Origin of the sequence: Micromonospora nigra (assembly GCF_900091585.1) — a bacterium.
In the GTDB taxonomy this organism is placed as follows: Bacteria; Actinomycetota; Actinomycetes; order Mycobacteriales; family Micromonosporaceae; genus Micromonospora; species Micromonospora nigra.
Genome location: NZ_FMHT01000003.1, coordinates 1098841 through 1123708 on the forward strand (window position 1 = coordinate 1098841; position 24868 = coordinate 1123708).

Genomic DNA, 24868 nt, shown 5'->3' on the forward strand with positions numbered 1-24868 from the left:
CCTCCACCCTCGAAGGCGGCTACAGCGATGGCTCTCGATGTACCGTACCGCTCCATTCCTGACATGTTCCTCAAGCGCGTGGCGGCGACTCCCGACCGCCACGCTTTCGCCCACCCGGCCGCCGACGACTCCGGACCGGTCTGGCTGACCTGGGGGCAGGTCGCCAAGCGCGCCAAGGCCGTCGCCGCCGGGCTGCACGGCCTCGGCGTCGAACAGGAGGACCGGGTCGCGATCCTGGCGAACACCCGGCTCGACTGGGTGCTCGCCGACCTCGGGATCATGTGCGCCGGCGGCGCCACCACCACGGTCTACCCGACCACCGAGCCGGAGGACGCGAGCTACATCATCGCGGATTCCGGCTCGCGGGTGCTGTTCGCCGAGAACCCCGCCCAGGCCGCGAAGATCGCCGGGGCGACGCTGCCGGCGCTGACCCACGTCGTGCTCTTCGACGGCGCGGCCGACCCGTCCGCGGCCGTGCCCCAGCTCACCCTCGCCGAACTGGAGGAGCAGGGCAACCGGCGGCTGGCCGAGCAGCCGAACCTGATCGAGGAACTCGTCGCCGGCATCGGCCCGGAGAACCTGGCCACCCTGATCTACACCTCGGGCACCACCGGCCGCCCCAAGGGCGTCGAGCTGCTGCACGGCGGCTGGTGCTGGGAGGGCGTGGCGCAGGCGGAGAGCGGGCTGCTGCGCGACGACGACGTGCAGTACCTGTGGCTCCCCCTGTCCCACTCGTTCGGCAAGACCCTGCTCTGCGGTGTGATCCACACCGGGCTGCCGACGTACGTCGACGGGCGGGTCGACAAGCTGGTCGAGCTGCTCGCCGTGGTCAAGCCGACGCTGCTGTGCGGCGCACCCCGGATCTTCGAGAAGGTCTACAACAAGGCGGTGACCACCGCGCGGAGCGCGGGCGGCGCGAAGGCGAAGATCTTCGCCTGGGGTGTCGAGGTCGGCCGGAAGAAGGTCGGCCTGGAGCAGGCCGGCAAGCCGCTGCCCGCCGGGTTGAAGCTGAAGTACGCCCTGGCCGAGAAGCTGGTGTTCAGCAAGCTCCAGGCCCGTCTCGGCGGCCGGATCAGGGTGCTGGTGTCGGGGGCCGCCCCGCTCAGCCCCGAGATCGCCGAGTTCTTCGCCGCGGCCAACCTGCCGATCCTCGAGGGCTACGGCCTGACCGAGAACTGCGCCGGAGCCTTCGTCGGCCGACCGGGTGCCCTGCGCATCGGCACCGTCGGCACGGCGATGGGCGACCTCCAGTGCCGCATCGACAGCGACGGCGAGATCCTGCTCAAGGGCCGGCCGGTCATGCGCGGCTACCACAACCTGCCCGAGGAGACCGCCGCCGCGTTCACCGAGGACGGCTTCTTCCGCACCGGCGACATCGGCGAGCTCGACGCCGACGGCTACCTGAAGATCACCGACCGCAAGAAGGACCTGGTCAAGACCTCCGGTGGCAAGTACATCGCGCCCTCGCACATCGAGGGCCTGTTCAAGGCCACCTGCCCGTACACCTCCCAGGCGGTGGTCATCGGTCAGGCCCGCAACTTCTGCACCATGCTGGTGACCCTCGACCCGGACGCGATCGTCGGCTGGGCCGCGGGCACCCCGCTGGAGGGCCGCCCGTACGCGGAGATCGTCGCCTCGCCCGAGGCGCAGGCCATGGTCGAGGAGTACGTCGCGCAGCTCAACAGCAAGCTCAACCGCTGGGAGACCATCAAGAAGGTCACCATCCTGCCGCGCGACCTGACCATCGAGGACGGCGAGATCACCCCCTCGCTGAAGATCAAGCGCCGGGGTGTGGAGGGCAACTTCGCCGCCGAGATCGACAAGATGTACGCCGGGACGGTCGCCGAGATCTGACCGGTCCGTCGCGGCGGCCCCGTACCCGGTCGGGTGCGGGGCCGCCGCGCTGCCAGCCCCCTCCGCCCGCCGCGCTGCCAGCGCTGTCCGCCCGCCGCGCTGCCAGCGCTGTCCGCCCGCGGCACTGTCCGCCCGCGGCACTGTCCGACCGCGGCACTGTCCGACCGCGGCACTGTCGTCGAGCGGCCCCGACCGGCGCTACCTGCGACGGCCGCCCCGCCCCGGGTCAGGCGATGACGGCGGGCTCCCGCCACGGGGGCAGCCCCGCCCGGTCCAGGTCGTAGCGCACGGCGGCGATCCGCGCGACCGCCTCGACCAGGTCGGTGGCGGGCAACGTGAACGGCAGGCGCAGGAAGCGCTCCAGCGTCCCGTCCAGGCCGAAGCGGGGGCCGGGTGCCAGCCGTACGCCGGCCTCCTCCGCGGCGCGGGCGAGCGCGCTGGAGATGGGTCCGTCGAGTTCCGCCCAGAGGGTCACCCCGCCGCGCGGCACGGTGACCCGCCAGTCGGGCAGCCGCTCCGCCAGCGCGTCGAGCAGCGTGTCGCGTTGGGCGGCGAGCTGCCGGCGGCGGGCGGCCACGATGGTCGGCGCGGCGGCGAGCAGGTGGACGGCGACGAGCTGGTCGAGCACGGGGCTGGCCATGTCCACCCCGACCCGGGCGGCGGCCAGGCGCTGCACCTGGGGTGCGGAGGCGCGGACCCAGCCGATGCGCAGGCCACCCCAGAACGGCTTGCTCATGCCGCCGATGCTGACCACCCGCGAGTGCCGGTCGAAGCTGGCGGTGGGGGGTGGCACGGGGGTGCCGTCCAGCGGCAGGTCCACGAACGACTCGTCGACGACCAGGTCGATGCCGGTGGCGTGCGCGGTGGCCACCAGCCGTTCGCGCAGCTCCGCCGGCATCAGGTGCCCGGTCGGGTTCTGGAAGTCGGGGATCAGGTAGGCCAGCTTCGGCCGGGTCTGACGCAGGCTGCCCAGCAGCAGGTCGGCGTCCCAGCCGGGTTCCCGCCCGGCCAGGCCGTGGGTGCTGATCCGGGCGCGGCGGGCGCCGAGGGCGGCGAGGGCGTTGGGGTAGCTGGGGGACTCCACCAGGACGTTGCCGCCGGGCACGAGCGTGAGGCGCAGCACCAGGTCCAGGGCGTGCTGCGTGCCGTTGGTGACCATGATCTGGTCGGGCGACGTGGGCAGGCCCCGTGCGGTGTAGCCGTGGGCGACCGCCTCGCGCAGCTCGACGATCCCGGTGGGGTGGTAGCCGGCCCCGCCCAGATACCGGGGCAGGTCCTCGGTGGCGGCGCGGGCGGCGGACAGCAGCTCCGGCGGGGCGGCCAGGGCGGCCACCCCGAGGTCGATCATGTCGCGGTCGTCGTGCGGGGTCCACAGGCCGGTGCTGGCGACGCGGTGGGTGCCGGGCAGCATGGTCCAGCTGCCCGCGCCGCGCCGGCTGGCCAGGTGGCCGCTGTCGCGCAGTTCCCGGTACGCGGCGGTGACCGTGGTCCGGCTGATCCGCAGCGCCTCGGCCAGTTCCCGCTCGGCCGGCAGGCGTACGCCGAGCGGCAGCCGACCATCGGCGAGCAGGCCGCGCACGGCGCCGGCGAGCGCGGCGTAGTCGGGGTTGCGCCGGCGGCCCGGGAGGGCGTGCCACTGCCCGAGCAGACGGGCCAGTTGACTGCCCCGCACCTGACTCGTCATGGCCACTCCCCACTCGCCATGGCCACTTCCCGCCTATTGGCCTCTTCGATCCCACAAATTGGCCTCTAGAGTGGCACGCATGGCAGAAATTGGCAACGTCCGACACCGTCCGGCGCGACGACTGACCCAGCTCTTCGCCGGACTGGTGCTCTACGGGGCCAGCATGGCGATGATGATCCGCTCCGGGCTCGGCCTGAACCCGTGGGACGTCTTCCACCAGGGGTTGTCCCGGCTGACCGGGCTGTCGTTCGGCACCGTGACCATCGCCGTCGGCGTGGTGGTGCTCCTGGCGTGGATCCCCCTGCGCCAGCGGCCGGGGATCGGCACGGTGAGCAACGTGCTGGTGATCGGCCTGGTGGTGGACGCGAGCCTGGCCCTGCTGCCGTCCGGCGGTCCGCTGCCGGCGCGGATCGCTCTGCTCGTGGTCGGCATCGTGGGCAACGGCGCGGCCACCGGCCTCTACCTCGGCGCGCGGCTCGGGCCCGGCCCCCGCGACGGGCTGATGACCGGCTTCGTCGCCCGGCGCCCCGGCCGGTCGATCCGGGTGGTCCGCACCGCCATCGAGGTCGGCGTGCTGGCCGCGGGATGGCTGCTCGGCGGCACGGTGGGTCTCGGCACGGTCGCCTACGCCCTGGCCATCGGCCCGCTCGCCCAACTGTTCGTGCCGATGTTCGACGTGGCCGGACCACCCCGACCGCTGGCTGGCGGCGCGGCGGGGGTGGGCGGGGCAGCCAGGCCGACGGCCGGTGCCGGGCCGACCCCGACCGCCGTGCCGGACGAACCCGTCGACGCGCCCCGAACCGCCCCGTCGTCGTCCCGACCATGACCGTCGTCGTCCCGACCGTGACCGTCGTCGTCCCGACCGTGACCGTCGTCGTCCGCCCGTTACCGCCCGGCCGCAACCCTCGGCGGCGGAGAGATCACCCACGGTCGTGATGCGCCGCCGGGTGTTCCCAACCGGGCGGGCGCCCGGCAGAATCTGCGCATGGGGGAGAACGGGTGGCGTCGTACCGACGCCTGGATCTTCGTCTCGTTGGTGATCGCCAGCGGCGCCGGCCGGCACCGGCGCGCGGCGTCGAGCCGTCGGCCCGAGGGAGTACGACTGGCCGACGTGCTGTCCACAGCCGACCATCTCAACCAGACGATCCCCGAACGGCACGAGGTGGAGGAGGCGGTCCGCCGCCTCGTCGGCGCGGGCCTGGTCGACGTGTCCGACGGCTGGTTCCGGATCACGGCCGAGGGGGAGCAGTTCTGGCGCAGCCGACCCAACGCCGGTTTGGCCACCACAGTGGACACCGTGCAGGGGGCGCTCAGCCGGCGACACACGCCGGGCAGCGCCGACTGGAACCTCGACGAGGCCGACCACGCCGCGGCCGTCCAGGAGTACGTGGTGCGGTCGATCCCGATGCCGCGCCGCTCGCCGGAGGGCCACTCCGGGCGGGGCTGAGCCGCGCTAGCGGACGGGGTGCCCCGCGCCGCGCAACGCGGCCTTGACCTCGCCGACGGTCAGCTCGCCGAAGTGGAAGACACTCGCGGCGAGCACGGCGTCCGCGCCCGCGCCGATCGCGGGCGGGAAGTGTGCCACCTCACCGGCCCCGCCGCTGGCCACCACCGGCACGTCGACCACCGCGCGCACCGCGGCGATCAGCGCCAGGTCGAACCCGGCCTTGGTGCCGTCGGCGTCCATCGAGTTGAGCAGGATCTCACCCGCGCCGAGTTCCGCGCCGCGCCGCGCCCAGCCGACCGCGTCGATGCCGGTGCCGCGCCGCCCGCCGTGGGTGGTGACCTCGAAGCCGCTGGGCGTCGTGCCGGCGGGCGCCCGTCGCACGTCGAGGGAGAGCACGAGCACCTGCCGGCCGAACCGGTCGGCGATCTCGGCGATCAACTCGGGACGGGCGATGGCGGCGGTGTTCACCCCCACCTTGTCGGCACCGGCGCGCAGCAGGGTGTCGACATCGGCGACCTGCCGGACACCGCCGCCGACGGTCAGCGGAATGAACACCGACTCGGCGGTACGCCGGACCACGTCGAGCATGGTGCCCCGGTCGCTGGAGGAGGCCGTCACGTCCAGGAAGGTCAGCTCGTCGGCCCCGGCGCGGTCGTAGGCGGCGGCCAGCTCCACCGGGTCGCCCGCGTCGCGCAGGTCGAGGAAGTTGACGCCCTTGACCACCCGCCCGGCGTCCACGTCGAGACAGGGGATCACCCGTACCGCCACGGTCATGCCGTGAGCCTATCCAATGCGCGTACGGCGGTGGCCGACCCGACCGGGCCGGCCACCGCCGATGAGCCGTGGGTCACACCCGGACGAGCATCTTGCCCAGGTTCTCGCCGCGCAGCAGGCCGAGGAAGGCCGACGGGGCGTTCTCGATGCCGTCGACGACCGTCTCGTCGTAGGACAGCGTGCCGTCGCGCAGCCAGCCGGAGACCTCCTGCTCGAACTGCTCCCGCAGGTGCCCGAAATCGCTGACGAGGAAGCCGCGCAGGGTGAGCCGCTTGCCGATGAGCATCGCCAGGTTGTGCGGGGCGGCGGCCGGCTCGGTGTCGTTGTACTGCGCGATCATGCCGCAGATGGCGGCCCGGCCGTGCAGCCGCAGCGACGAGATCGCCGCCTCCAGGTGCTCGCCGCCGACGTTGTCGAAGTACACGTCCACGCCGTCGGGGGCGGCCTCCTTCAGCAGGTCGCGAACCGGGCCGTCGTGGTAGTCGAACGCGGCGTCGAAGCCGAGAGCCCGCAGCCGCTGCACCTTGGCCGCGGACCCGGCGCTGCCGACCACCCGGCCCGCGCCCCTGAGCCGGGCGATCTGGCCGACCATGCTGCCCACCGCGCCGGCCGCGCCCGAGACGAACACGGTCTCCCCCGGCTTCATCGCGGCCACGTCGAGCAGCCCCGCGTACGCGGTCAGCCCGGTCATGCCGAGCACGCCGAGGTACGCGGCCACCGGGGCGAGGCTCGGGTCGACGACCCGGGCGGCACGCGCGTCGAGCAGCGCGTACTCCCGCCAGCCGAGCCCGTGCAGCACGGTGTCGCCGGGCCGGACGCCCTCGGCCTCGCCGGCCACCACCTCGCCGACCGCGCCCCCGTCGAGCGGGGCGTCGAGGGCGAACGGCGGCACGTAGGACTTGACGTCGTTCATCCGTCCGCGCATGTACGGGTCGACCGAGATGTACTGGTTACGGACCACGATCTGCCCCGGACCGGGGCTGGGGACCTCCGTCTCGACGAGGCGGAAGTTGTCCTCGGTGGGCCAGCCCTGCGGGCGGGAGGCCAGGTGGATCTCACGGTTGCTGCTCACGGGCGTCCTTTCGGCTGCGGTAGACGGGCCTGCAGGCGGGGCTCACGCCGCCAGGGTCTCGCGGACGCGGAGCGCGACCTCGACGTTGCCCCGGGTGGCGTTGGAGTAGGGGCAGACCTGGTGGGCCCGCTCGACCAGCTGCTCGGCGGCCTCCCGCGGGACGGCGGGCAGGTCGACGACGAGGGCCACGGCCAGCCCGAAACCACCGTCGTCGTCGGGGCCGATGCCGACCTCCGCCTCGACGACCGATCCCGTGACGTCGGCCCTGGCCGTGCGGGCCACCAGGCGCAGGGCCGAGTGGAAGCAGGCCGCGTAGCCGGCGGCGAACAGCTGCTCCGGGTTGGCGGCGTTGCCGGCGCCGCCCATCTCCTTCGGCACCGCGAGGTCGAGTGCGACGGTGTCGTCCGAGGTGCGGACGTGGCCGTCGCGGCCGTCGCCGGTGGCCGTGGCGTGGGCGGTGTAGAGCACCTGCATGGTCACTGCTCCTTCTGCTGTCGGTGGATCCGGTCGGTGACCCGGGTGAGGGTGTCGCGCAGCTCGACGAGATCCGCGGCGGACAGCCCGGTCGCCCGGGCCACCCGCAGCGGCACGTCCGCCATCCGCTCGCGCAGCGCCCACCCCTGCGGGGTCAGGCCCACCGCCACCCGCCGCTCGTCGGTCGCGGAGCGCCGCCGGACGACCAGGCCCGCCCCCTCCAGCCGCTTCAGCAGCGGGGAGAGGGTTCCGGAGTCCAGGCGCAGCCGCGCGCCGAGTTCGGAGACCGTGGGCCCGTCGTCGTGCCCGTCGCGGCCGGGACCGGTGTCGTGCTCCCAGAGCACCAGCAGCACCAGGTACTGCGGGTAGGTGAGCCCGAACCCGTCGAGGATCGGCCGGTAGACGTCGGTCAGCGCCCGGGAGGCGGCGTAGAGCGCGAAGCACACCTGCCGTCGCAGCTCCAGATCGTCGGTCACCGAGGAAAGGTAGCGTGCAATCAAGTTGCGCACAACTCGATTGTGCGGACGGACACCGCAGCGGCCGGGCACATCCGCACCCGGCCGCTGGCGACGTGTTGCGACCGTCAGGCCCGAGCGAGCACCGCCAGGGCCTCCGCAACGGTGAACGCGCCCGCGTACAGCGCCTTACCGGCGATCACGCCCTCCACACCCACCGGCTCCAGAGTGGCCAGGGCCCGCAGGTCGTCCAGGGTCGAGACACCGCCGGACGCGATCACCGGGGCCGTGGTGCGCGCACACACCTCGCGCAGCAGATCCAGGTTCGGACCCTTCATCGTGCCGTCCTTGGTGATGTCGGTCACCACATACCGCGACGCGCCCGCCTTGTCCAGCCGCGCCAACACCTCGTACAGGTCACCGCCGTCGCGGGTCCAGCCCCGCGCGGCGAGGGTCGACCCGCGCACGTCCAGCCCGATCGCGACCCGGTCGCCGTACTCGCCGCAGACCCGGTCGCACCAGTCGGGGTCCTCCAGCGCCGCCGTGCCGATGTTCACCCGGGCCGCGCCGGTGGCCAGCGCGGCGCGCAGCGAGGCGTCGTCGCGGATGCCGCCCGACAGCTCCACCCGCACGTCGAGGCGGCGCACCAGGTCGGCGAGCAGCGCCGCGTTCGACCCCCGGCCGAAGGCGGCGTCCAGGTCCACCAGGTGGATCCACTCCGCCCCGTCGCGCTGCCAGGCCAGCGCGGCCTCCAGGGGATCGCCGTACCCGGTCTCGCTACCGGCAGCGCCCTGCACGAGCCGGACGGCCTGGCCGTCGACGACGTCCACGGCGGGCAACAGGGTGAGGCTCACGGTCTGTCTCTCCTCGGGTCAGGTACGACGGTCCAGGGCGATCACCACGATCGCCGGTAGTACGAGCAGCAGCAACGCGATCAGTCCGATGCGCAGCGCCACGTCCGGCACGAACACCCAGATCAGGGCGATCGCGGCCAGGGTGAGCAGCACGATGGCGGCCCGTTCACCCCGGCTGTGGCGGGGCAGTCGACCGGTGCGGCCCCGCCGCCAGGTCGGGGTCAGCCGGCGCACCAGCGCCCGCCGCCGCGCCCGGCGGGTCCGCCGCCGCTCCCGGGTCGCCCGCGCCCGGGCCGCCTCGGCCTCCCGCACCGCCCGCCGACGGGCCCGTTCCTTGCTCACGCGGACGCCCCCACCCGGCGGGCGAGGGAGCCCTCACCGGCCGGGCGTGCCCCCGCCCGAGGCCCGGCCACCGGCTCAGCCACCGGTGGGCAGCGTGGCCAGCCAGTTGCGCAGCAACACGGCACCGGTGTCGGCGGACTTCTCCGGGTGGAACTGGGCCGCCGACAGCGACCCGCGCTCCACCCCGGCCACGAACGCGGCCTCGTGATGGGCGGTGGTCACCGTGGCCCCCGCAGCGGTCAGGGCCGCGACGTCCGACACCGCGTACGAGTGGACGAAGTAGAACCGGCTGTCCGCCGGCAGGCCGGCGAACAGCACCGACCCCACGGGCACCTGCACCGTGTTCCAGCCCATGTGCGGCAGCCGGGTGGCGGGCAGCCGCGTCACGGCCCCGGGCAGCAACCCGAGCCCCTTGGTGACCACGCCGTGCTCGTCGCCGTGCTCGAACAGCACCTGCATGCCCACGCAGATGCCGAGCACCGGCCGGCCCGCCGCCACCCGCTCGGCGATCACCGGGCCCGCGCCGAGGGCCTCGATGCCGGCCATGCAGGCGGCGAAGGCCCCCACCCCGGGCACCACCAGGCCGTCCGCCTCGGCGGCGGCGGACAGGTCGTCGGTCACCGTCACGTCCGCACCGGCCGCCGCGAGGGCCCGCTCGGCCGACCGCAGGTTGCCCGACCCGTAGTCGAGCACCACCACCCTGTTCACGAACCCTCCCCCGGAAGAAGCCAGAGCACGCCGGCGATCGTGGCCAGCACGGCGAGCAGCGCGGTGACCACCACGGCGGCGCGCGGCGCCCCCTGCCGGTGCAACGACACGGCTCCCCCGACCAGCACGCCGGCCAGGATCAGGACCAGGGTCGGCAGCACGCCCCCCATCAGCGCCACCCCCCGACCGGTGCGGTCGGGTTCCCCACGCCGCTCACAGCGCCCCCTTGGTGCTGGGGATCGCGCCCGCCGCGCGCGGGTCGACCGCGGTCGCCTCGCGCAGCGCCCGGGCGACCGCCTTGAACTGGGCCTCCACCACGTGGTGCGCATCCGGGTGGCCGCCGGGACGGGCCGCCCGCAGCACGTCGACGTGCAGGGTCATCCGGGCCGCCTGGCCGAATGACTCGAAGATGTGCCGGGTCATGCTGGTCGCGTAGACCGGCCCGATGTACGGGGCGAGCACCGGCTCGTCGTGCACCACGTACGGCCGGCCGGACAGGTCGACCGCCGCCCGGACGAGGACCTCGTCCATCGGGATCGTGGCCGAGCCGTACCGCCGGATGCCGGCCTTGTCGCCCAGCGCCTGGTCGAACGCGGCCCCCAGGGCCAGCGCCGTGTCCTCCATCGTGTGGTGGGCGTCGATCTCCAGGTCACCGACGGTGCGGACGGTCACGTCGAAGCCGCCGTGCCGGGCGATCTGGTGCAGCATGTGGTCGTAGAAGCCGACCCCGGTGCTGATCTCGGCCCGGCCGGTGCCGTCGAGGTCGACCTCGACCAGGACCTCGGTCTCCTTGGTGACCCGCTCGACCCGGGCGGTGCGACTCATGGCGTGCCTTTCGGTCTCGGCTGCGGGGCCCACGGGCCCACTGCTCGCGCTCCCACTAGAGCGTCTCCATCGCGGTCAGGAAGGCGTCGGTCTCGGCGGGGGTGCCGGCGGTGACCCGCAACCAGCCCGGCAGCCCGACGTCCCGCACCAGCACACCCGCCTCCAACAGGGTGCGCCAGGCGGCGGCCTGGTCGCCGCCGACCTCGTAGAGCACGAAGTTGGCGTCGCTGTCCGCGACGCGCCGGCCGCGCGACCGCAGCACGGTCACGATCCGGTCGCGCTGGCGCATGATCTCGGCCACGGTGCCGAGCAGGGCGTCACGGTGGGCGAGCGCCGCCCGGGCGGCGGCCTGGGTGAGCGCCGACAGGTGGTACGGCAGACGTACCAGCTGCACCGCCGCCACCACCGCCGGGTCGGCGGCGAGGTAGCCCAGCCGCCCCCCGGCGAACCCGAACGCCTTGCTCATGGTGCGGGTGACCACGAGCCGCGGGTGACCGGGCAGCACCGCCAGGGCGCTGACCGTGCCGGGTCGGGCGAACTCGGCGTACGCCTCGTCGACCACCACCATGCCGGGCGCGACGTCGAGCACGGCGGCGACGACCGCCGGGTCGAGCGCGGTGCCGGTGGGATTGTTCGGCGAACACAGGAACACCACGTCCGGGGCGTGCTCACGCACCTGGGCGACCGCCTCGTCGGCGGTCAGCCCGAAGTCGGCACCACGCCGGGCGGGCACCCAACGGGTGCCGGTGCCCATCGCCAGCAGCGGATGCATCGAGTACGCGGGCACGAAACCCAGCGCCGTGCGCCCCGGCCCGCCGAACGCCTGGAGGAGCTGCTGCTGGATCTCGTTGGAGCCGTTGGCCGCCCACACGTGCTCGACGGTGAGGTCGTGTCCCAGGTAGCCGGCCAGGTCGGCGCGCAGCGCCACGGCGTCGCGGTCCGGGTAACGGTTCAGGTCCCGCAGCTCGGCGGCGAGGGCCTTGCCGATCGCCTCGACCACCGGCTCGGGCACCGGATAGGAGTTCTCGTTGGTGTTCAGCCGCACCGCCACGTCCAGCTGCGGCGCCCCGTACGGGGTGAGCCCGCGCAGGTCGTCGCGGATCGGCAGGTCGTCGAGGCTGGTCATGCCAGCTCCTGCGGGAAGCGGGCGGCGACCGCCCGGCCGTGCGCCGGCAGGTCCTCCACCGTGGCCAGGGTGACCACGTGCGGGGCCACCTCGCGCAGTGCCTCCCGGGTGTACTCCACCAGGTGCACACCGCGCAGGAAGGACTGCACGGACAGCCCCGAGGAGTGCCGGGCGCAGCCGCCGGTGGGCAGCACGTGGTTGGAACCCGCGCAGTAGTCGCCCAACGACACCGGCGACCACGCGCCCACGAAGATCGCCCCGGCGTTGCGCACCCGCAGCGCCCACTGCCGGGCGTCCACGGTCTGGATCTCCAGGTGCTCGGCCGCGTACGCGTCGACCACCCGCAGCCCGGCCGCCAGGTCGTCGACCAGCACCACACCGCTCTGCTCGCCGCGCAGCGCGGTGGTGACCCGCTCGACGTGCTTGGTCGCCGGCACCTGCCGGGCCAGCTCGCAATCCACGGCGTCGGCCAGCGCCACCGACGGGGTGACCAGCACGCTCGCCGCGAGGGGGTCGTGCTCGGCCTGGCTGATCAGGTCGGCGGCCACGTGCGCCGGGTCGGCGGTGTCGTCGGCCAGGATCGCGATCTCGGTCGGGCCGGCCTCGGCGTCGATGCCGACCACCCCGCGCAGCAGCCGTTTGGCGGCGGTGACCCAGATGTTGCCCGGCCCGGTGATCATGTCGACGGGGTCGCAGTGGGCGCTGCCGGCGGCGTCGACCGCGCAGCCGTAGGCCAGCATCGCCACGGCCTGGGCACCGCCGACGGCGTACACCTCGTCGACGCCGAGCAGCGCGCAGGCGGCGAGCACCCGCGGGTCGGGCAGGCCGCCGTTGTCCTTCTGCGGTGGGCTGGCCACCACCAGCGACCGGACCCCGGCCGCCTGGGCCGGGACGACGTTCATCACCACGGTCGACGGGTACATCGCCAGGCCGCCGGGCACGTACAGGCCCACCCGGTCGACCGGCACCCAGCGCTCGGTGACCGTGCCGCCCGGCACCACCTGGGTGGTGTGGTCGGTGCGGCGCTGGTCGTCGTGCACCCTGCGGGCCCGCGTGATCGACTCCAGCAGCGCGGCGCGGACCTGTGGCTCCAGCGTGCCCTCGGCCGAGGCGATCGCCTCGGCGGGCACCCGCAGCACCTCGGGAGCCACACCGTCGAACCGCTCGCTGGCCTCCCGGACCGCCTGGTAGCCATGCTCCCGGACCGCCTCCACGAGGGGGCGGATCCGCTCGACGGCGACGGACACGTCGAGCTGGGCACGGGGCAGCAGGCGGCGGGGGTCACGCACGCCGCCGCGCAGGTCGATCCGATTCAACACGCCTGCGAGTCTAGGCGGCCCGCCCGGGAGCACCCCGCGCCGCCCGCTCGGCGGGACGGTGAGCCGGGACACGCGCGCCGTCGGCGGATCGGGCTACGCTCGACCACGTGACCGCACGGCTGCCGGTGTTCCCGCTCACGACGGTGCTCTTTCCCGGCCTGGTGCTGCCGCTGCACATCTTCGAGGAGCGCTACCGGGCCCTGGTCCGCCACCTCGTCGCCCTGCCCGACGGGGCCCCGCGCGAGTTCGGGGTGGTGGCCATCCGCAGGGGCTGGGAGGTCGCGCCCGCCGCCGGCCGGGCCACCCCCGGCGGCGGCGAGGTGACCCTGCACGAGGTGGGCTGCACCGCCGAGCTGCGGCAGGTCACCGAACTCGACGACGGCGGCTTCGACATCGTCACGGTGGGCCGCCGGCGGTTCCGCATCACCGACGTCGACGCGCGCTCCACGCCGTACCTGACGGCCGAGGTGCAGTGGCTACCCGAGGCGAGCGGCCCCGACGAGGCCGCCGAGGTGCTGGCCGCTCGGGTGATCGCGGTCTTCCGGCAGTACCTGGGCCTCATCCGCGCCGACCCGGAGGAGATCTCCGAGCAGCTGCCGGAGGACCCGACGGTGCTGTCGCACCTGGTCGCCGCCACCGCCGCGCTGACCGTGGCCGACCGGCAGCGGCTGCTCGCCATCGACGACACCGCCGCCCGGCTGCGCGCCGAGCTGCGGCTGCTCAACCGCGAGGCGGCCCTCCTGCGCCAGGTGCGGGCGGTTCCGGTGCCGCTGGCGGAACTGGCCGCTGCCCCGCCGGCCCCCAACTGAGTTCGCCCGGGGCCGGCCCACCGTCACCGCCGCCGGGAGCCCCGCCCGGGGCTGTCGCCTGGTCGCCGCCACCGGGAGCCCCGTCCGGGGCCGGCCCACCGTCACCGCCGCCGGGTGCCGCGGGCGACGGCGACCAGGCGATGGCCGGCTCGGGCTCGGGTCGCAGCGACGGCCACCGCGACCAGCCCGCCAGCAGGGTGTACGTCACGGCGGCGGCGAACGCCGGCAGCAGCAGGTTGCCGTGCGGCACGGGCAGGACGCCGAGCAGCCAGTCGACGCCGCCGGCGCGCAGGTCGGCCGGCTTGGCGAAGGCACGGCCCTCCGGGGCGGTCGCCAACAGCCGCTCGTAGCCGGCCAGTCCGATGCGCCGCCCGACCTGCCAGGCCACCGGCGCGGCGCCCAGCGCACCCAGCACCACCGCGAACAGGCCCACGGGCCCGCGCCACCGGCGCAGCAGGAACCACACGGCCAGGGCGGCGAGCACCCCGAAACCGGCACCGAGGAAGCTGAACCACCCGTCGGCGGCGATCGGCTGCTCCGGCTGCGCCTGCGCGTACACCGCCCCGTCGGGGGTCTTGAGCACCGGCGTGTCGGGGGCGAGGGCCGCCCAGACCAGACCGAACGGCACGCCCAGCAGCGCGCCGACGAGTGTCACGGCGAGCACGGCGCGCACCGCCGGGGCCGCGGGCACGGCCGGAGCGGCGGGGCCGGGAGCCGCCGGGGTGGGCGTGGAACCGGGGCCCGCCGAGGCGGGCGTGGGGCTGGGGCCCGCCGAGGCGGGCGTGGGGCTGGGGCCCGCCGGGGCGGGCGTGGGGCTGGGGCCCGCCGGGGCGGGCGTGGGGCTGGGGCCCGCCGGGGCGGGCGTGGCGACGGGCCGTTCGGGGTCAGGGGTGTCCGGGCTCACCCGATGATCCTCGCAGTTAGCCGTGGGGTCCGGGGGCGGTCGTGGCGGCCGGTCACCGGGCGAACGGTTCCAGCATCACCGCGGCCGCCCGCAACCAGGCCTGCCGGGTCTCCGGCTGGAGCTGGTGGTACTCGATCGACGAGCCGGTCTCCAGCGCCGGGTCGTAGGGCACCACGGCCACGGCGCGGGTACGGGTGGCGAAGTGACGTTCCAGGTCGTTCTGCAACGACGAGCGGCCGGGCGTCGGGCAGGAGATCAGGGTGACCGCGTTGTCGGCCAGCTCGCCCATGCCCACCTCGTGCAGCAGGTCGAGCATCCAGTCGGCGCTGAAGGCCGCGTCCTCCCGGGGAACGGTGGTGACGACGAGCTGGTCGGCGGCCTGCATCACGCTGCGCCAGTTGGCGCTCTCCACGTTGTTGCCGGTGTCCACGCAGACCACGTCGTGGGTGCGCCGCAGCAGCTCCAGCACCCGCCTGACGGTGAACTGGTCCAGCCGCTGCGCGAAGCGTGGGCTCTCCTCGCCGGCGAGCACGTCGTACGAGCCGTCGGAGGCGTGCCGCAGGTAGTCGTCCAGCGCCTCCAGCAGGTCGTTGCCCTCCCGGATCTCGATGTGTGCCAGGTCCGAGACCAGGTGTCGGATGGTCCGGGCGTGCCGGGCGCTGCCCGCGCGCAGCCCGAGGGTGCCGCGCAGCTCGTTGTCGTCCCAGGCCAGCACGCCCCGGCCCCGCACGCTGCCCACCGTGGCGGCGGCCAGCACGGTGGCGGTGGTCTTGTGGACGCCGCCCTTGGGGTTGGCGAACGCGAGCACCCGGGGGGCGCCCAGGTCCCGGCGCAGCACCCCGGCGGCGCGCTCCAGGTCGTTCTCCCCGCCCCGGGGCCGCCACTCAAGGCGGGGTGGGTAACCCCGGTCGACGGCGGTGGACGCGGCCGGCACGGCCGGCGGCACGACCGGAACAGCGGGCGGGGCGGGCGGGGGCGGAGCGGATCGGTAGCCGTTGTCCAGCACCGCGTAGCGGGACTCCACCGGCGGCGCGGCGTGTCGGTAGCCGTTGTCCAGCACCGCGTACCGCGACTCCGGCCGACGCTGCTCCGGCACCGGCGGGCGCACCGGCTCCGGCGGATGGCCGGGCTGCCGCGGACCCGGATCGGCCGGGTAGCCGGACTGCCGCGGCGCGGGCTCGGCCGGATGGCCGGACTGCCGCGGCGCGGGCTCGGCCGGGTAGCCGGACTGCCGTGGCACCGGCTCAGCCGGATAGCCGGGATCCGCCCGGTACGCCGGGTCGACCCGGAAGGCCGCCTCCGCCCGGTAGCCGGGCTCCGCAGCGTAACCGGGCTCCGCAGCGTAACCGGGCTCCGCAGAGTAACCGGGCTCCACCGGCGGCGGGGCCGGGAACCGAGCGGCGTAGCCGGCGGCCGACCCGCGTCGGGGCAGCGGCTCCGGCGGGGTCGGCGGCGGCTCCTCGGCACGCCGCTCCGGCTCGGCCTGGTCGCCACCGCGACCGCCGAGCCGGGCCCGGTCGAGCAGCGCCCGCCACCGAGGTGCTGGTTCGGCCGGCCGCCCCCAGCCGGTCTCGCTGCCGTCCACGGCTCGCCCTCCCAGCACTGTTCATCTCTGCCTGACAGGCTACGAACGAAACCCTATTCGGGCCACACCCGTAGCCGTACCCTCACCGCCCACCCGCGCTCAGCCGGCCGGGGTCGCCGAGCCCCTCTCGGGCACGTCCCCCCAGGTCGAAGCAACCGGGGACGGGACGACCGACGACGGCGTGGACGCGGGCCGGGGTGACGAAGACGTCACGTCCGGTGGGGACGGTACCGCCTCAGGCGACGGAACGCCCGTCGGCCCGCCGGAACGGTCCTCGATGGACGGTGCCGCGTCGAGCCCCGCGTCGACGGTCGGTCGCACCACGTCACGCTGCTCGGGCAGCGGCGGGGTGAACACCGCACGCTCCAACCGGTCGACCTCGGGCGCCGGGTCGACCGCCCGTACGCCGGGCCGGTTCGCCACACCGCGCAGCACCCCCGGCTGGGCGCGCACCACCACCGCGTACAGGCAGGCGCAGCCGGAGCGGTAGGCCGCCGCCTCCTCCGCCGCCACCCGGGCCCCGACCTCGTAGAACTGGCGCAGCTCCCGCTCCTGGGCGTTGCCGCCGGCCAGCACGGCGGCCCGCGCCCGGTAGTCGGCCGCCTCACGGTCCTTGCGATCGGCCAGCACGGTCATGCCGGCGGTCACGTCGTCGGGGAGCCGCTGGGCGGCGATGCGCACGATCTCGGTCTGCCGGTCGGGCAGCGGGACCCGACCGAGCACGGCGGCGACCCGGACGTCCCCGACCACCCCCGGAAGCGACTGCGGGGTCAGGTACTCCGACAGGGTGACCAGGGCGTACGTCCCGTCGCGCGGCACGGTGACGGACGCCGGCAGGGCCGCCAGGTCCGCCGCCGCGGCCTGCACGTAGCCGGGAATCGAGTCGCCGTCGGACACCCCCACCCGGGTCACGTCGCCGAGGGTCGGGTCGCCGACGGGCCGGGAGTCGGCGGCCCACATGGCGGTGGCCATGACCGCGGCGGCGCAGAACACCGCCACCCAGGACAGCACCGGGGGGCGGGTCGGGCCCTGCCCCCAGCAGGTCACGGCCCCGACCAGGCGGGGCAAGAGACGCTGGTCCAACTGCCGCAGCAGATCGCCGGCGCGCACGGGCGGACTCCTCGTCACCGTCGGGGTCGGACGGGCCGCCGCGCTAGTCGCGGAGGATCTCCAGCGCGCGTCCCAGGTCGTCAGGGTAGTCGCTGACGAAGCGGACCTCGTCCCCCGTTCGGGGGTGCGCGAAGCTCAACTCGCGGGCGTGCAGCCACTGTCGGCCGAGTGTCAACCGGGCCGCCAGGGTGGGGTCCGCGCCGTAGGTGAGGTCGCCCACGCAGGGATGGCGCAGGGTCGACAGGTGCACCCGGATCTGGTGGGTACGCCCGGTCTCCAGCCGGACGTCCAGCAGGCTCGCGGCGGGGAACGCCTCCAGCGTGTCGTAGTGGGTGATGCTCGGCTTGCCGCCGGAGACCACCGCCCAGCGGTAGTCGTGGTGCGGGTGCCGGTCGATCGGGGCGTCGATGGTGCCGCGCAGCGGGTCGAGGTGGCCCTGCACCACGGCGTGGTAACGCTTCTCCACCTCGCGGTACTTGAAGGCCCGCTTCAACACCGTGTACGCCTGCTCGCTCTTGGCGACCACCATGATCCCGGTGGTGCCCACGTCGAGCCGGTGCACCACGCCCTGCCGCTCGGCGGCACCGCTGGTGGAGATCCGGTGCCCGACCGCCGCCAGGCCGCCGATCACCGTCGGGCCGGTCCAGCCGGGGCTGGGGTGCGCGGCGACGCCGACCGGCTTGTCGACCACCACGATGTCGTCGTCGGCATGGATCACCCGCAGGCCGGGCACGGCCTGCGGCACCACGGTGGGCGGGGCCACCGGCGCGGGCAGGGTGACCTCGAGCCAGGAACCCGCCTTGACCTTGTGGGAGTTCGCCCGGGCCGCGCCGTCGACCAGGGCGTCACCGGCGTCGACGAGCGCGGCGGCGGCGGTGCGGGACAACCCGAACAGGCGCGAGACGGCCTGGTCGAGGCGCATCCCGTCGAGGCCGTCGGGCACCGGCAGGGACCGCTGGTCGCCGCTCACGCCGTCTCCTTCTGTCCGGCGGGGTCGTCGACCGGCGAGTCGGCACCGGACCCGACGCGACCGCCCTCGCGCCGCCGGCCGGTCAGTTCCAGACCGACGGCCAGCACCACACCGCAGAACAGGGCGCTGTCGGCCAGGTTGAACACCGGGAAGGTCCGGCCGTACGGCTCGAGGACGCTCACCATGTCCACCACGTGGCCGACGAACACGCCGGGGGCGCGGAAGATCCGGTCGGCCAGGTTGCCCAGCGCACCGCCGAGAACCAGGCCGAGCGAGAGCGCCCAGGGTAGTGACCGCAGGGTCCGGGCCATCCAGACGATCCAGCCGACCACCCCGAGGGTGATCAGCGGGAAGACCCACGTGTAGTCCGAGCCGAGGCCCCACGCGGCACCACTGTTACGCACCAGCGAGAACCAGACCAGGCCGCCGAGCACCCGCACCGGTTCGCGGCCCTCCAGGTTGACCAGCGCCAGGTGCTTGGTGAGCAGGTCGAGCGCCAGCAGCAGTGCCGCGATGGTGAACAGGATCGTGACGGCCCGTCCCCGGGATCCATCCCGGGTGGCGGGCCCGGCGACGCCGGGCGGTGCTGCGCTCATGTGCTCCCCATCGACACTCGCGGCGGTGTGAGACACCGCCCCTTCACGGCCGCCGGGGAGCGGACCTCAGCGCCGCTCCTCCAGCTGCTTGCACGTCACGCAGAGGGTGGCCGACGGGAAGGCGGCGAGCCGCTCCACCGGGATGGGGTTGCCGCACCGCTCGCACCAGCCGTAACCACCCTCGTCGAGCCGCTCCAACGCGCGCTCGACCTGCGTGATCCGTTCCAGGATGTTGTTGGCGAGAGAGATCTCCTGCTCCCGCTCGAGCGTCTTGCTGCCGGTGTCGGCCTGGTCGTCCCCGGCCGAGTCGGTCAGCCGGTCGCGCTGCAGCTCGGTGATCTCGCTCAGCGTCTGATCGTACTCGGCACGCAGTTCGTCTCGCCGCGCCGCCAGGGCCGCCCGGATCTTCTCCGTCTCCGCGGCGCTACGGGTGGCCTTCGCCGCCGGTTTGCGGCCGGCGGTCCTGGTCTCGGCTGGCTTCGCCATCGTCGCTCCCTCGGCCGCGGAGCCGCGGCGGTCCGCGGCACCTGGACAGGGGCCGCCGACATCGGCCGCCCCAGGTACGAAAAGGGGCGCACGGCGGGCACGCCGTGCACTCCGGAGGTTGGCAAGGATACGGAACGTACAGGCGTCCGACAATGTGGCGCACCGCCGGAGAGCGTCCCGACCCCGAGACCTGCCTTATCGGGGCAAAGGGAACGCTAGCAGATCATCGGGGCTGACCCCGTCGTACTCATCAAAAGCAGAAGGCCGTAGGCCCCCGGCGGCCGCCGGGGCCGGTCACCCGCCGCAACCGTCACGGAGCCGGGCCAGCACCGCCGCCAGCTGCGGACCCGCCGGGTCGACGTGGAAGAGCTTGTCCCGACTGGCCGCACCGCTCCGCAGGGACACGGCACCGGGCCGCACCCCCAGGGCCTCGGCCAGGGCACGCCGGGCAGCCTCGGTGGCCCGGCCGTCGACCGCGGGCGCGTTCACCGCGATCACCAGGGCGGGGCCGTTCGGGCCGTCGAAGCGGCCCCCGACCCGGGCCCGGGAGGAACCCGGCTTCACCCGGACCGCGACGGTGATCGCGTCGTCCACCGGCGGGCCAGGCTCAGGAACGGCCGGCGTCGGCGAGCAGGGCGGTGGCCGGCGCGCAGTGGGCGCAGGGGGTGAAACCCAGTTCGACAGCCTCGGCGACCGGCAGCGCCTCCTGGGCGCGCCCGACGAGATGCGGGCAGGAGGCCAGGTGGAAACGGGGCCGACCGTCGACCACCACGACCTCGACGGGCAGGTTCGCCAGCCGTGCCACCTCGGTGGTGGTGACGAGTTGGGCGGCCGGTTCGTCGTCACCCACGCCCACAGGGTCCGCGCTGACGGCAGACGGGTCCTCGCCCGGTGCCACAGCCGGGGAACCGGGAGGACCGGTCACCGGTGACCCAGGTGGTTGCCGCCACCCGGAGTCGCCGGTCTCGACCGTCGAAGGAACGTGCTGGGCCGGGATGCCCGGCCCGGTCGCCGCAGACGCCGGTCGGTCACCGGCACCGCGCCCCCGCGGAAAGGACTCGGCGCCGGACGCCGCCCGGACCGCAGCCGCCTGGCGGGCGCCCACGACCAATGCGACGGCCGCCAGCAGGCTGGCCGCGATGGAGACCACCAGCAGGCCGCTGGAGCCCTCGGCCAGGCCGAGGACCAGCAACACCACCGCGACGAGGATGAGCAGGATGCTCGCGACGATCACGGCTCACCTCCGCCTGGTCGTGTCGAAGAGGCGAGTCGGCGACCGGCGCGGCTGCGACGGTCGCCGACCGGAGATCAGCGACCGGCTTCGAGCGCTCCGGAGCGACCGCCGCCGTAGGAACCGGCGAGGCCGGCAGCGGCGAGCCCGTTGCCACCCCGACCGCCCTCGCCCCGGGTCAGCTCGGCCTCCAGGCCCTGGCCACGCCCGTCGAGGTCCCGAAGCTGGCTCTCCAGGTAGGCCTTGAGACGGGTGCGGTACTCCCGCTCGAACTGCTTGAGCTCCTCGATGTGCTTCTGCAGCGCGGTGCGCTTGGCGTCCAGGCCGCCCATGGCCTCCTGGTGCCGCTGGCGCGCGTCCCGCTCGAGGGCGTCGGCCTTGGCCCGCGCCTCACGGGTGACCTCCTCGGCCTTGGAACGGGCCTCGGAGAGCAGCTGGTCGGCCTCGCGGCGGGCGTCGGAGACGTGGTCGTCGGCAGTGCGCTGGGCCATCATCAGCACCCGCAGCGCCTGCTGCTCGCCATCACCGCCCGGCACCGGACCACCGGTGGTGCGGACCTGCTCCAGCTCCGCCTGCATGGCGCGGGCGGCCTGCTCGGCGGCGGCCTTGTCGCGCTGCACCCGGTCGAGCTGGGCCTTGACCTCGTTGAGTTCGGCCGCGAGGCGGGCGTCGCCCCCCGGACCGGCGGGAGCGCCGCCCCGGCCGCCGCGCTCCACCTGGGCACGCAGCTCGTTGTTCTCCTCGATCAGACGGGCGAGTTCGCGCTCGACCTCGTCCAGGAAGGCGTCGACCTCCTCCTCGTCGTAGCCCCGCTTGCCGATCGGCGGCTTCTTGAAGGCGACGTTGTGGACGTCGGCCGGGGTCAGCGGCATCGAAACTCCTCGGGTCAGTTGCGGCCGCGATAGCGCGTCGGTCATCAGGCGGTCCTGATGATCGCCGGCTCTAACACAAACCTCATCAGCACGAACAGGATAACCAGGAGCACAAGGGAGGCCAGGTCGATGCTCACGGTACCAATTCGCAGCGGAGGGATCACACGCCTCAACGCCCAGAGAGGGGGATCAGTGACGCTCCACACGGATTCCAGTCCGGCCGACGCTCCGCGGCCAGGTTGCCAGCGTCGGCCGTACTGGAGAACAGCGCTGAGGACGAACCGGGCCAGAAGAAGGATCAGGAAGACATACAGGATCAGGTAGAGCACCTGGAGCACGATCGACAACACGGTAAGCGACGTCCCTCGGGTCGGGCGGGTCAACTCAGGCTGAAGAAACCGCCCTCAGCGATCTTGGCCTTGTCCTCAGCGGTGACCTGGACGTTTGCTGGTGAGAGCAGGAACACCCGGTTGGTCACGCGCTCGATCGTACCGCGCAGCCCGAACGCCAGACCGGCGGCGAAGTCCACCAGACGGCGGGCGTCCGCCTCATCCATCTCGGTGAGATTGATGATCACAGGGACACCGTCGCGGAAATGCTCGCCGATGGTGCGCGCCTCCCGGTAGGTGGTCGGGTGCAGCGTGGTGATCTGATAACGCTGCTCCTCCTCGGGCATCACCCGCTCGCGGGGCTGGACCTGCGGAGCCAGGGCGAGATTGTCCCGCGTGTGGTAGGTCAGCGCGCCCGACGTCTCACCCGAGGACCGGGTGATCGACCGGACGCTGGACCGCTCGGGCCGCTCCGGGCGCTCGGGCTCCGCCCGCTCGGACTCGACGGTCCGACCACTCGACCGCTCGCCCAGACGACCACGGTCGCCGAGCCGCGACCGGGGAGCCGGCGCCTCGTCGGCGTCGTCCTCCTCCTCGTCGGCGAACTCCTCGGCGTACCGACTCTGCCGGTACCGCGACTCCCGGTAGCCGCCCTTGTCGTAGCCGCCGTCGTCGTAGGCCCGCTCGTCGTCCTCCTCGACCAGGCCGAGCCAGACCCCCGCCTTGCGCAGTGCACCCATCCCGCGCCCTTCCCGTCCGCCGTGCGGCACACGCCCCCGATGCGTGTCGCCTGTCGCGAGTAGGCTTTTCCTGCCCACCGGACCGGACCGGCAATCCCCTGGCGCACGATTCGCGTCGCACACCACGACCCCCGACGAGGGGATACCGGTTCCTCAAAACAACACTGATGTAATTTGCTTCTCCCGCGGCCAGGCTACCGCAGCGTGGGACGCATTCCGAGCAACGCGCTGCCGACGCGGACATGTGTCGCACCGAACCGGATGGCGACCTCCAGGTCGCCGCTCATTCCGGCGGACAGCGCGGTCGCCGCCGGATGGACGGCACGCACGGCCGTCGCGATCTCGGCGAGCCGGGCGAACGCGCGCTCCGGTTCCCAGCCCAGCGGAGCGACCGCCATCAGCCCGGTCAACCGCAGCGCGGCCGTGCCGGCCACCGCGTCGGTGACCGGGCCGAGCCCGGTGTCCGGGTCGGCCGAGTCCGGCACCGCGCCACCCCGCGCCGGGTCGCCGTCGATGCTGACCTGCACCAGCACGTCCAGCGGCCGGTCCCGGCCGCTGGCCGAGGCCGCGTCCAGGGCCCGGGCCAGCCGGACGCTGTCGACCGAGTGAACCACGTCGGCGTAGCGGACCACCGATCTGGCCTTGTTGCGCTGCAACTGGCCGACGAAGTGCCACCGGGGACTGACGCCCGCGGCGGCGACCTCGGCGGCCTTGCCGGCCGCCTCCTGGTCGCGGTTCTCCCCCACGTCGGCGACACCCAGCCCGGCCAGGGCCACCACGTCGCTGGCCGGGTACGTCTTGGTCACCGCGATCATCGTGACCTCGGCGCGGTCCCGGTCCGCCGCCGCGCAGGCGTCGGCGATCCTGGACCTGACCCGGGCCAGACCGGCCGCGAGTTCGGCCCGCCGGTCGGGGCGGACAGTGGAGGGGCTGTCGACCATGGAGGCGCTCAGGATCCGTTCTTGAGGAAGTCGGGCACGTCCACGTCGTCGAAGAGCACGCGGCGCGGGGACTGCTGCGGGGCGGGCGGGGTGGCCGGCGGCGCCACCGGGACGCTGGGCTGCGCCGGCTGATTCTGGTTGGTCTTGCGGGCCGGCTCCGCGGCCTTGTACGCCGGGGCACCCCCGTCGAAGCCCGCCGCGATCACGGTCACCCGCACCTCGTCGCCGAGCGCGTCGTCGATGACCGCGCCGAAGATGATGTTCGCATCCGGGTGGGCCGCGTCGGTGACCAGCTGCGCCGCGTCGTTGATCTCGAACAGGCCCAGGTCGGAGCCGCCGGCGATGGACAGCAACACGCCCCGCGCGCCGTCCATGCTCTGCTCCAGCAGCGGGCTGGAGATGGCCGCCTCGGCCGCCTCGACCGCGCGGTTCTCACCACGGGCGCTGCCGATGCCCATCAGCGCGCTGCCGGCGCCGCTCATGACGCTCTTGACGTCGGCGAAGTCCAGGTTGATCAGACCCGGGGTGGTGATCAGGTCGGTGATGCCCTGGACACCGGAGAGAAGCACCTGGTCGGCGGTGCGGAACGCGTCCATCATGGAGATGTTGCGGTCGCCCAGCGCGAGCAGCCGGTCGTTCGGGATGACGATGAGGGTGTCGCACTGGTTGCGCAGCTCGTCTATCCCCGCCTCGGCCTGCACCTGGCGGCGCTTGCCCTCGAAGGAGAACGGTCGGGTCACCACACCGATGGTGAGCGCGCCGAGCTTACGGGCGATGTTCGCCACCACGGGCGCGCCGCCGGTGCCGGTGCCGCCGCCCTCGCCGCAGGTCACGAAGACCATGTCGGCGCCCTTGAGCACCTCCTCGATCTCGTCGCGGTGGTCCTCGGCGGCGTTCTTGCCGACGTCGGGGTTGGCACCCGCGCCCAGCCCCCGGGTCAGCTCGCGGCCGACGTCGAGCTTGACGTCGGCGTCGCTCATCAGCAACGCCTGCGCGTCGGTGTTGATCGCGATGAACTCGACGCCCTTGAGCCCAACCTCGATCATCCGGTTGACGGCGTTGACGCCGCCGCCCCCGATGCCGACGACCTTGATGACCGCCAGATAGTTGTGCGGAGGTGTCATCTCCGGTCCTTTCCCTTCGAGATTGGCTACTCCCCGACCCGGTACGGCGTGGCCGGACCGGCGGTCGACGACAGCTGTCACCAGCGGGGCCGCGAGGCAAACCCTCACCCTCTACTAGAGGGTTACGGTTATGTCAACCACCGATCCCCTTCGGGGCAACGTAAGCGCACCTGAGCGATGAGCCAAGGACCTGCCCGGCGTGTCGCCCACCGAGCGGAACAGGTCACGTCCGCGCCA

Annotated in this window: 29 protein-coding genes; 4 read left to right on the top strand and 25 right to left on the bottom strand. The window is 74.0% G+C overall.

What is annotated here, in order from left to right:
* Nucleotides 1-27 precede the first annotated feature (27 nt).
* A complete protein-coding gene (locus GA0070616_RS04235; protein ID WP_091076540.1) occupies nt 28-1854 on the top strand; it encodes an AMP-dependent synthetase/ligase in 1827 nt (608 codons plus the stop codon).
* A 226-nt stretch (nt 1855-2080) separates the two neighbouring features.
* On the opposite strand, the gene yczR is transcribed toward GA0070616_RS04235, so the two are convergent.
* Entirely contained in the window at nt 2081-3538 is a 1458-nt protein-coding gene (gene yczR / locus GA0070616_RS04240) for a MocR-like transcription factor YczR (RefSeq protein ID WP_091076543.1), read from the bottom strand.
* Between the two features lie 79 nt (nt 3539-3617).
* On the opposite strand from yczR, the gene yczE reads away from it, so the two are divergent.
* Complete coding sequence (yczE, locus tag GA0070616_RS04245) at nt 3618-4364, top strand: membrane protein YczE (protein WP_091076546.1); 747 nt, start codon at nt 3618-3620, stop codon at nt 4362-4364.
* 159 nt (nt 4365-4523) lie between these two features.
* Nucleotides 4524-4985: a hypothetical protein gene (locus GA0070616_RS04250; RefSeq protein ID WP_091076550.1), complete on the top strand. Its 462-nt coding sequence runs from the start codon at nt 4524-4526 to the stop codon at nt 4983-4985.
* Between the two features lie 6 nt (nt 4986-4991).
* On the opposite strand, the gene hisF is transcribed toward GA0070616_RS04250, so the two are convergent.
* The 11 genes from hisF to hisD all read right to left on the bottom strand — a co-directional run bounded on the left by hisF (nt 4992) and on the right by hisD (nt 12934).
* Entirely contained in the window at nt 4992-5759 is a 768-nt protein-coding gene (gene hisF, locus GA0070616_RS04255) for an imidazole glycerol phosphate synthase subunit HisF (protein ID WP_091076554.1), read from the bottom strand.
* A gap of 73 nt (nt 5760-5832) precedes the next feature.
* Nucleotides 5833-6831, bottom strand: coding sequence for an NADP-dependent oxidoreductase (locus tag GA0070616_RS04260; protein ID WP_091076558.1), 999 nt, complete (start codon nt 6829-6831; stop codon nt 5833-5835).
* 42 nt (nt 6832-6873) lie between these two features.
* The gene (locus tag GA0070616_RS04265) at nt 6874-7305 is read right to left on the bottom strand and encodes an organic hydroperoxide resistance protein (protein ID WP_091076561.1); all 432 of its coding nucleotides are present in this window, start codon (nt 7303-7305) and stop codon (nt 6874-6876) included.
* 2 nt (nt 7306-7307) lie between these two features.
* The gene (locus GA0070616_RS04270) at nt 7308-7781 is read right to left on the bottom strand and encodes a MarR family winged helix-turn-helix transcriptional regulator (protein ID WP_091076564.1); all 474 of its coding nucleotides are present in this window, start codon (nt 7779-7781) and stop codon (nt 7308-7310) included.
* A gap of 107 nt (nt 7782-7888) precedes the next feature.
* Nucleotides 7889-8614 carry a bifunctional 1-(5-phosphoribosyl)-5-((5-phosphoribosylamino)methylideneamino)imidazole-4-carboxamide isomerase/phosphoribosylanthranilate isomerase PriA gene (gene priA / locus GA0070616_RS04275; RefSeq protein ID WP_091076566.1) on the bottom strand — a complete coding sequence of 242 codons (726 nt, stop codon included), beginning with the start codon at nt 8612-8614 and terminating at the stop codon, nt 7889-7891.
* An 18-nt stretch (nt 8615-8632) separates the two neighbouring features.
* The gene (locus tag GA0070616_RS04280) at nt 8633-8956 is read right to left on the bottom strand and encodes a hypothetical protein (RefSeq protein WP_091076571.1); all 324 of its coding nucleotides are present in this window, start codon (nt 8954-8956) and stop codon (nt 8633-8635) included.
* A 75-nt stretch (nt 8957-9031) separates the two neighbouring features.
* Complete coding sequence (gene hisH, locus GA0070616_RS04285; RefSeq protein WP_091076573.1) at nt 9032-9664, bottom strand: imidazole glycerol phosphate synthase subunit HisH; 633 nt, start codon at nt 9662-9664, stop codon at nt 9032-9034.
* Nucleotides 9661-9834 (bottom strand): hypothetical protein, encoded by a 174-nt coding sequence (locus GA0070616_RS27970; RefSeq protein WP_175439979.1) that lies wholly within the window; start codon nt 9832-9834, stop codon nt 9661-9663. Before GA0070616_RS27970 ends, hisH begins: the two co-directional genes overlap by 4 nt.
* 43 nt (nt 9835-9877) lie before the next feature.
* Entirely contained in the window at nt 9878-10489 is a 612-nt protein-coding gene (gene hisB, locus GA0070616_RS04295) for an imidazoleglycerol-phosphate dehydratase HisB (RefSeq protein ID WP_091076581.1), read from the bottom strand.
* 55 nt (nt 10490-10544) lie between these two features.
* Nucleotides 10545-11615 (bottom strand): histidinol-phosphate transaminase, encoded by a 1071-nt coding sequence (locus GA0070616_RS04300; protein ID WP_091076584.1) that lies wholly within the window; start codon nt 11613-11615, stop codon nt 10545-10547.
* Nucleotides 11612-12934: a histidinol dehydrogenase gene (gene hisD, locus GA0070616_RS04305; protein WP_091076588.1), complete on the bottom strand. Its 1323-nt coding sequence runs from the start codon at nt 12932-12934 to the stop codon at nt 11612-11614. Before hisD ends, GA0070616_RS04300 begins: the two co-directional genes overlap by 4 nt.
* 107 nt (nt 12935-13041) lie before the next feature.
* Between hisD and GA0070616_RS04310 the strand changes: the two genes are divergently transcribed.
* Entirely contained in the window at nt 13042-13743 is a 702-nt protein-coding gene (locus tag GA0070616_RS04310) for an LON peptidase substrate-binding domain-containing protein (RefSeq protein WP_091076592.1), read from the top strand.
* Here GA0070616_RS04310 and GA0070616_RS04315 read toward each other — a convergent pair.
* The 13 genes from GA0070616_RS04315 to ftsZ all read right to left on the bottom strand — a co-directional run bounded on the left by GA0070616_RS04315 (nt 13655) and on the right by ftsZ (nt 24631).
* Nucleotides 13655-14647, bottom strand: a complete 993-nt coding sequence (locus GA0070616_RS04315; protein ID WP_342672257.1) for a DUF2567 domain-containing protein — start codon at nt 14645-14647, stop codon at nt 13655-13657. The two genes, GA0070616_RS04310 and GA0070616_RS04315, sit on opposite strands and share 89 nt — an antisense overlap.
* A gap of 52 nt (nt 14648-14699) precedes the next feature.
* The gene (locus GA0070616_RS04325) at nt 14700-16232 is read right to left on the bottom strand and encodes an AAA family ATPase (protein WP_091076604.1); all 1533 of its coding nucleotides are present in this window, start codon (nt 16230-16232) and stop codon (nt 14700-14702) included.
* 99 nt (nt 16233-16331) lie between these two features.
* Nucleotides 16332-17342: a hypothetical protein gene (locus GA0070616_RS04330; RefSeq protein ID WP_091076608.1), complete on the bottom strand. Its 1011-nt coding sequence runs from the start codon at nt 17340-17342 to the stop codon at nt 16332-16334.
* A gap of 43 nt (nt 17343-17385) precedes the next feature.
* Complete coding sequence (locus GA0070616_RS04335; RefSeq protein ID WP_245712935.1) at nt 17386-18264, bottom strand: RluA family pseudouridine synthase; 879 nt, start codon at nt 18262-18264, stop codon at nt 17386-17388.
* Between the two features lie 44 nt (nt 18265-18308).
* Nucleotides 18309-18908, bottom strand: a complete 600-nt coding sequence (gene lspA / locus GA0070616_RS04340; protein WP_091076614.1) for a signal peptidase II — start codon at nt 18906-18908, stop codon at nt 18309-18311.
* 66 nt (nt 18909-18974) lie between these two features.
* Nucleotides 18975-19394 (bottom strand): TraR/DksA family transcriptional regulator, encoded by a 420-nt coding sequence (locus GA0070616_RS04345; RefSeq protein WP_091076618.1) that lies wholly within the window; start codon nt 19392-19394, stop codon nt 18975-18977.
* A 294-nt stretch (nt 19395-19688) separates the two neighbouring features.
* Nucleotides 19689-19988 carry a DUF167 domain-containing protein gene (locus tag GA0070616_RS04350; protein ID WP_091076621.1) on the bottom strand — a complete coding sequence of 100 codons (300 nt, stop codon included), beginning with the start codon at nt 19986-19988 and terminating at the stop codon, nt 19689-19691.
* Nucleotides 19989-20001: 13 nt separating this feature from the next.
* Nucleotides 20002-20628 (bottom strand): hypothetical protein, encoded by a 627-nt coding sequence (locus GA0070616_RS04355; protein WP_091076624.1) that lies wholly within the window; start codon nt 20626-20628, stop codon nt 20002-20004.
* 74 nt (nt 20629-20702) lie between these two features.
* Nucleotides 20703-21497 (bottom strand): DivIVA domain-containing protein, encoded by a 795-nt coding sequence (locus GA0070616_RS04360; RefSeq protein WP_091076626.1) that lies wholly within the window; start codon nt 21495-21497, stop codon nt 20703-20705.
* 44 nt (nt 21498-21541) lie between these two features.
* A complete protein-coding gene (locus tag GA0070616_RS04365; protein WP_091076630.1) occupies nt 21542-21847 on the bottom strand; it encodes a YggT family protein in 306 nt (101 codons plus the stop codon).
* A 29-nt stretch (nt 21848-21876) separates the two neighbouring features.
* Nucleotides 21877-22566, bottom strand: coding sequence for a cell division protein SepF (locus GA0070616_RS04370; protein ID WP_091076634.1), 690 nt, complete (start codon nt 22564-22566; stop codon nt 21877-21879).
* Nucleotides 22567-22760: 194 nt separating this feature from the next.
* On the bottom strand, nt 22761-23507 hold the full coding sequence (locus GA0070616_RS04375; protein WP_091076638.1) for a YggS family pyridoxal phosphate-dependent enzyme: 747 nt from the start codon (nt 23505-23507) through the stop codon (nt 22761-22763).
* Nucleotides 23508-23515: 8 nt separating this feature from the next.
* Complete coding sequence (gene ftsZ, locus GA0070616_RS04380) at nt 23516-24631, bottom strand: cell division protein FtsZ (protein ID WP_091076643.1); 1116 nt, start codon at nt 24629-24631, stop codon at nt 23516-23518.
* Nucleotides 24632-24868: the final 237 nt, after the last annotated feature.

Coding starts and splice junctions, on each gene's coding strand:
- GA0070616_RS04235 (WP_091076540.1), top strand. CDS start 28: ATGGCTCTCGATGTACCGTACCGCTCCATTCCTGACATGTTCCTCAAG.
- yczR (WP_091076543.1), bottom strand. CDS start 3,538: ATGACGAGTCAGGTGCGGGGCAGTCAACTGGCCCGTCTGCTCGGGCAG.
- yczE (WP_091076546.1), top strand. CDS start 3,618: ATGGCAGAAATTGGCAACGTCCGACACCGTCCGGCGCGACGACTGACC.
- GA0070616_RS04250 (WP_091076550.1), top strand. CDS start 4,524: ATGGGGGAGAACGGGTGGCGTCGTACCGACGCCTGGATCTTCGTCTCG.
- hisF (WP_091076554.1), bottom strand. CDS start 5,759: ATGACCGTGGCGGTACGGGTGATCCCCTGTCTCGACGTGGACGCCGGG.
- GA0070616_RS04265 (WP_091076561.1), bottom strand. CDS start 7,305: ATGCAGGTGCTCTACACCGCCCACGCCACGGCCACCGGCGACGGCCGC.
- GA0070616_RS27970 (WP_175439979.1), bottom strand. CDS start 9,834: ATGGGGGGCGTGCTGCCGACCCTGGTCCTGATCCTGGCCGGCGTGCTG.
- hisB (WP_091076581.1), bottom strand. CDS start 10,489: ATGAGTCGCACCGCCCGGGTCGAGCGGGTCACCAAGGAGACCGAGGTC.
- GA0070616_RS04300 (WP_091076584.1), bottom strand. CDS start 11,615: ATGACCAGCCTCGACGACCTGCCGATCCGCGACGACCTGCGCGGGCTC.
- GA0070616_RS04335 (WP_245712935.1), bottom strand. CDS start 18,264: ATGCGCCTCGACCAGGCCGTCTCGCGCCTGTTCGGGTTGTCCCGCACC.
- lspA (WP_091076614.1), bottom strand. CDS start 18,908: ATGAGCGCAGCACCGCCCGGCGTCGCCGGGCCCGCCACCCGGGATGGA.
- GA0070616_RS04345 (WP_091076618.1), bottom strand. CDS start 19,394: ATGGCGAAGCCAGCCGAGACCAGGACCGCCGGCCGCAAACCGGCGGCG.
- GA0070616_RS04360 (WP_091076626.1), bottom strand. CDS start 21,497: ATGCCGCTGACCCCGGCCGACGTCCACAACGTCGCCTTCAAGAAGCCG.
- GA0070616_RS04370 (WP_091076634.1), bottom strand. CDS start 22,566: ATGGGTGCACTGCGCAAGGCGGGGGTCTGGCTCGGCCTGGTCGAGGAG.
- GA0070616_RS04375 (WP_091076638.1), bottom strand. CDS start 23,507: ATGGTCGACAGCCCCTCCACTGTCCGCCCCGACCGGCGGGCCGAACTC.
- ftsZ (WP_091076643.1), bottom strand. CDS start 24,631: ATGACACCTCCGCACAACTATCTGGCGGTCATCAAGGTCGTCGGCATC.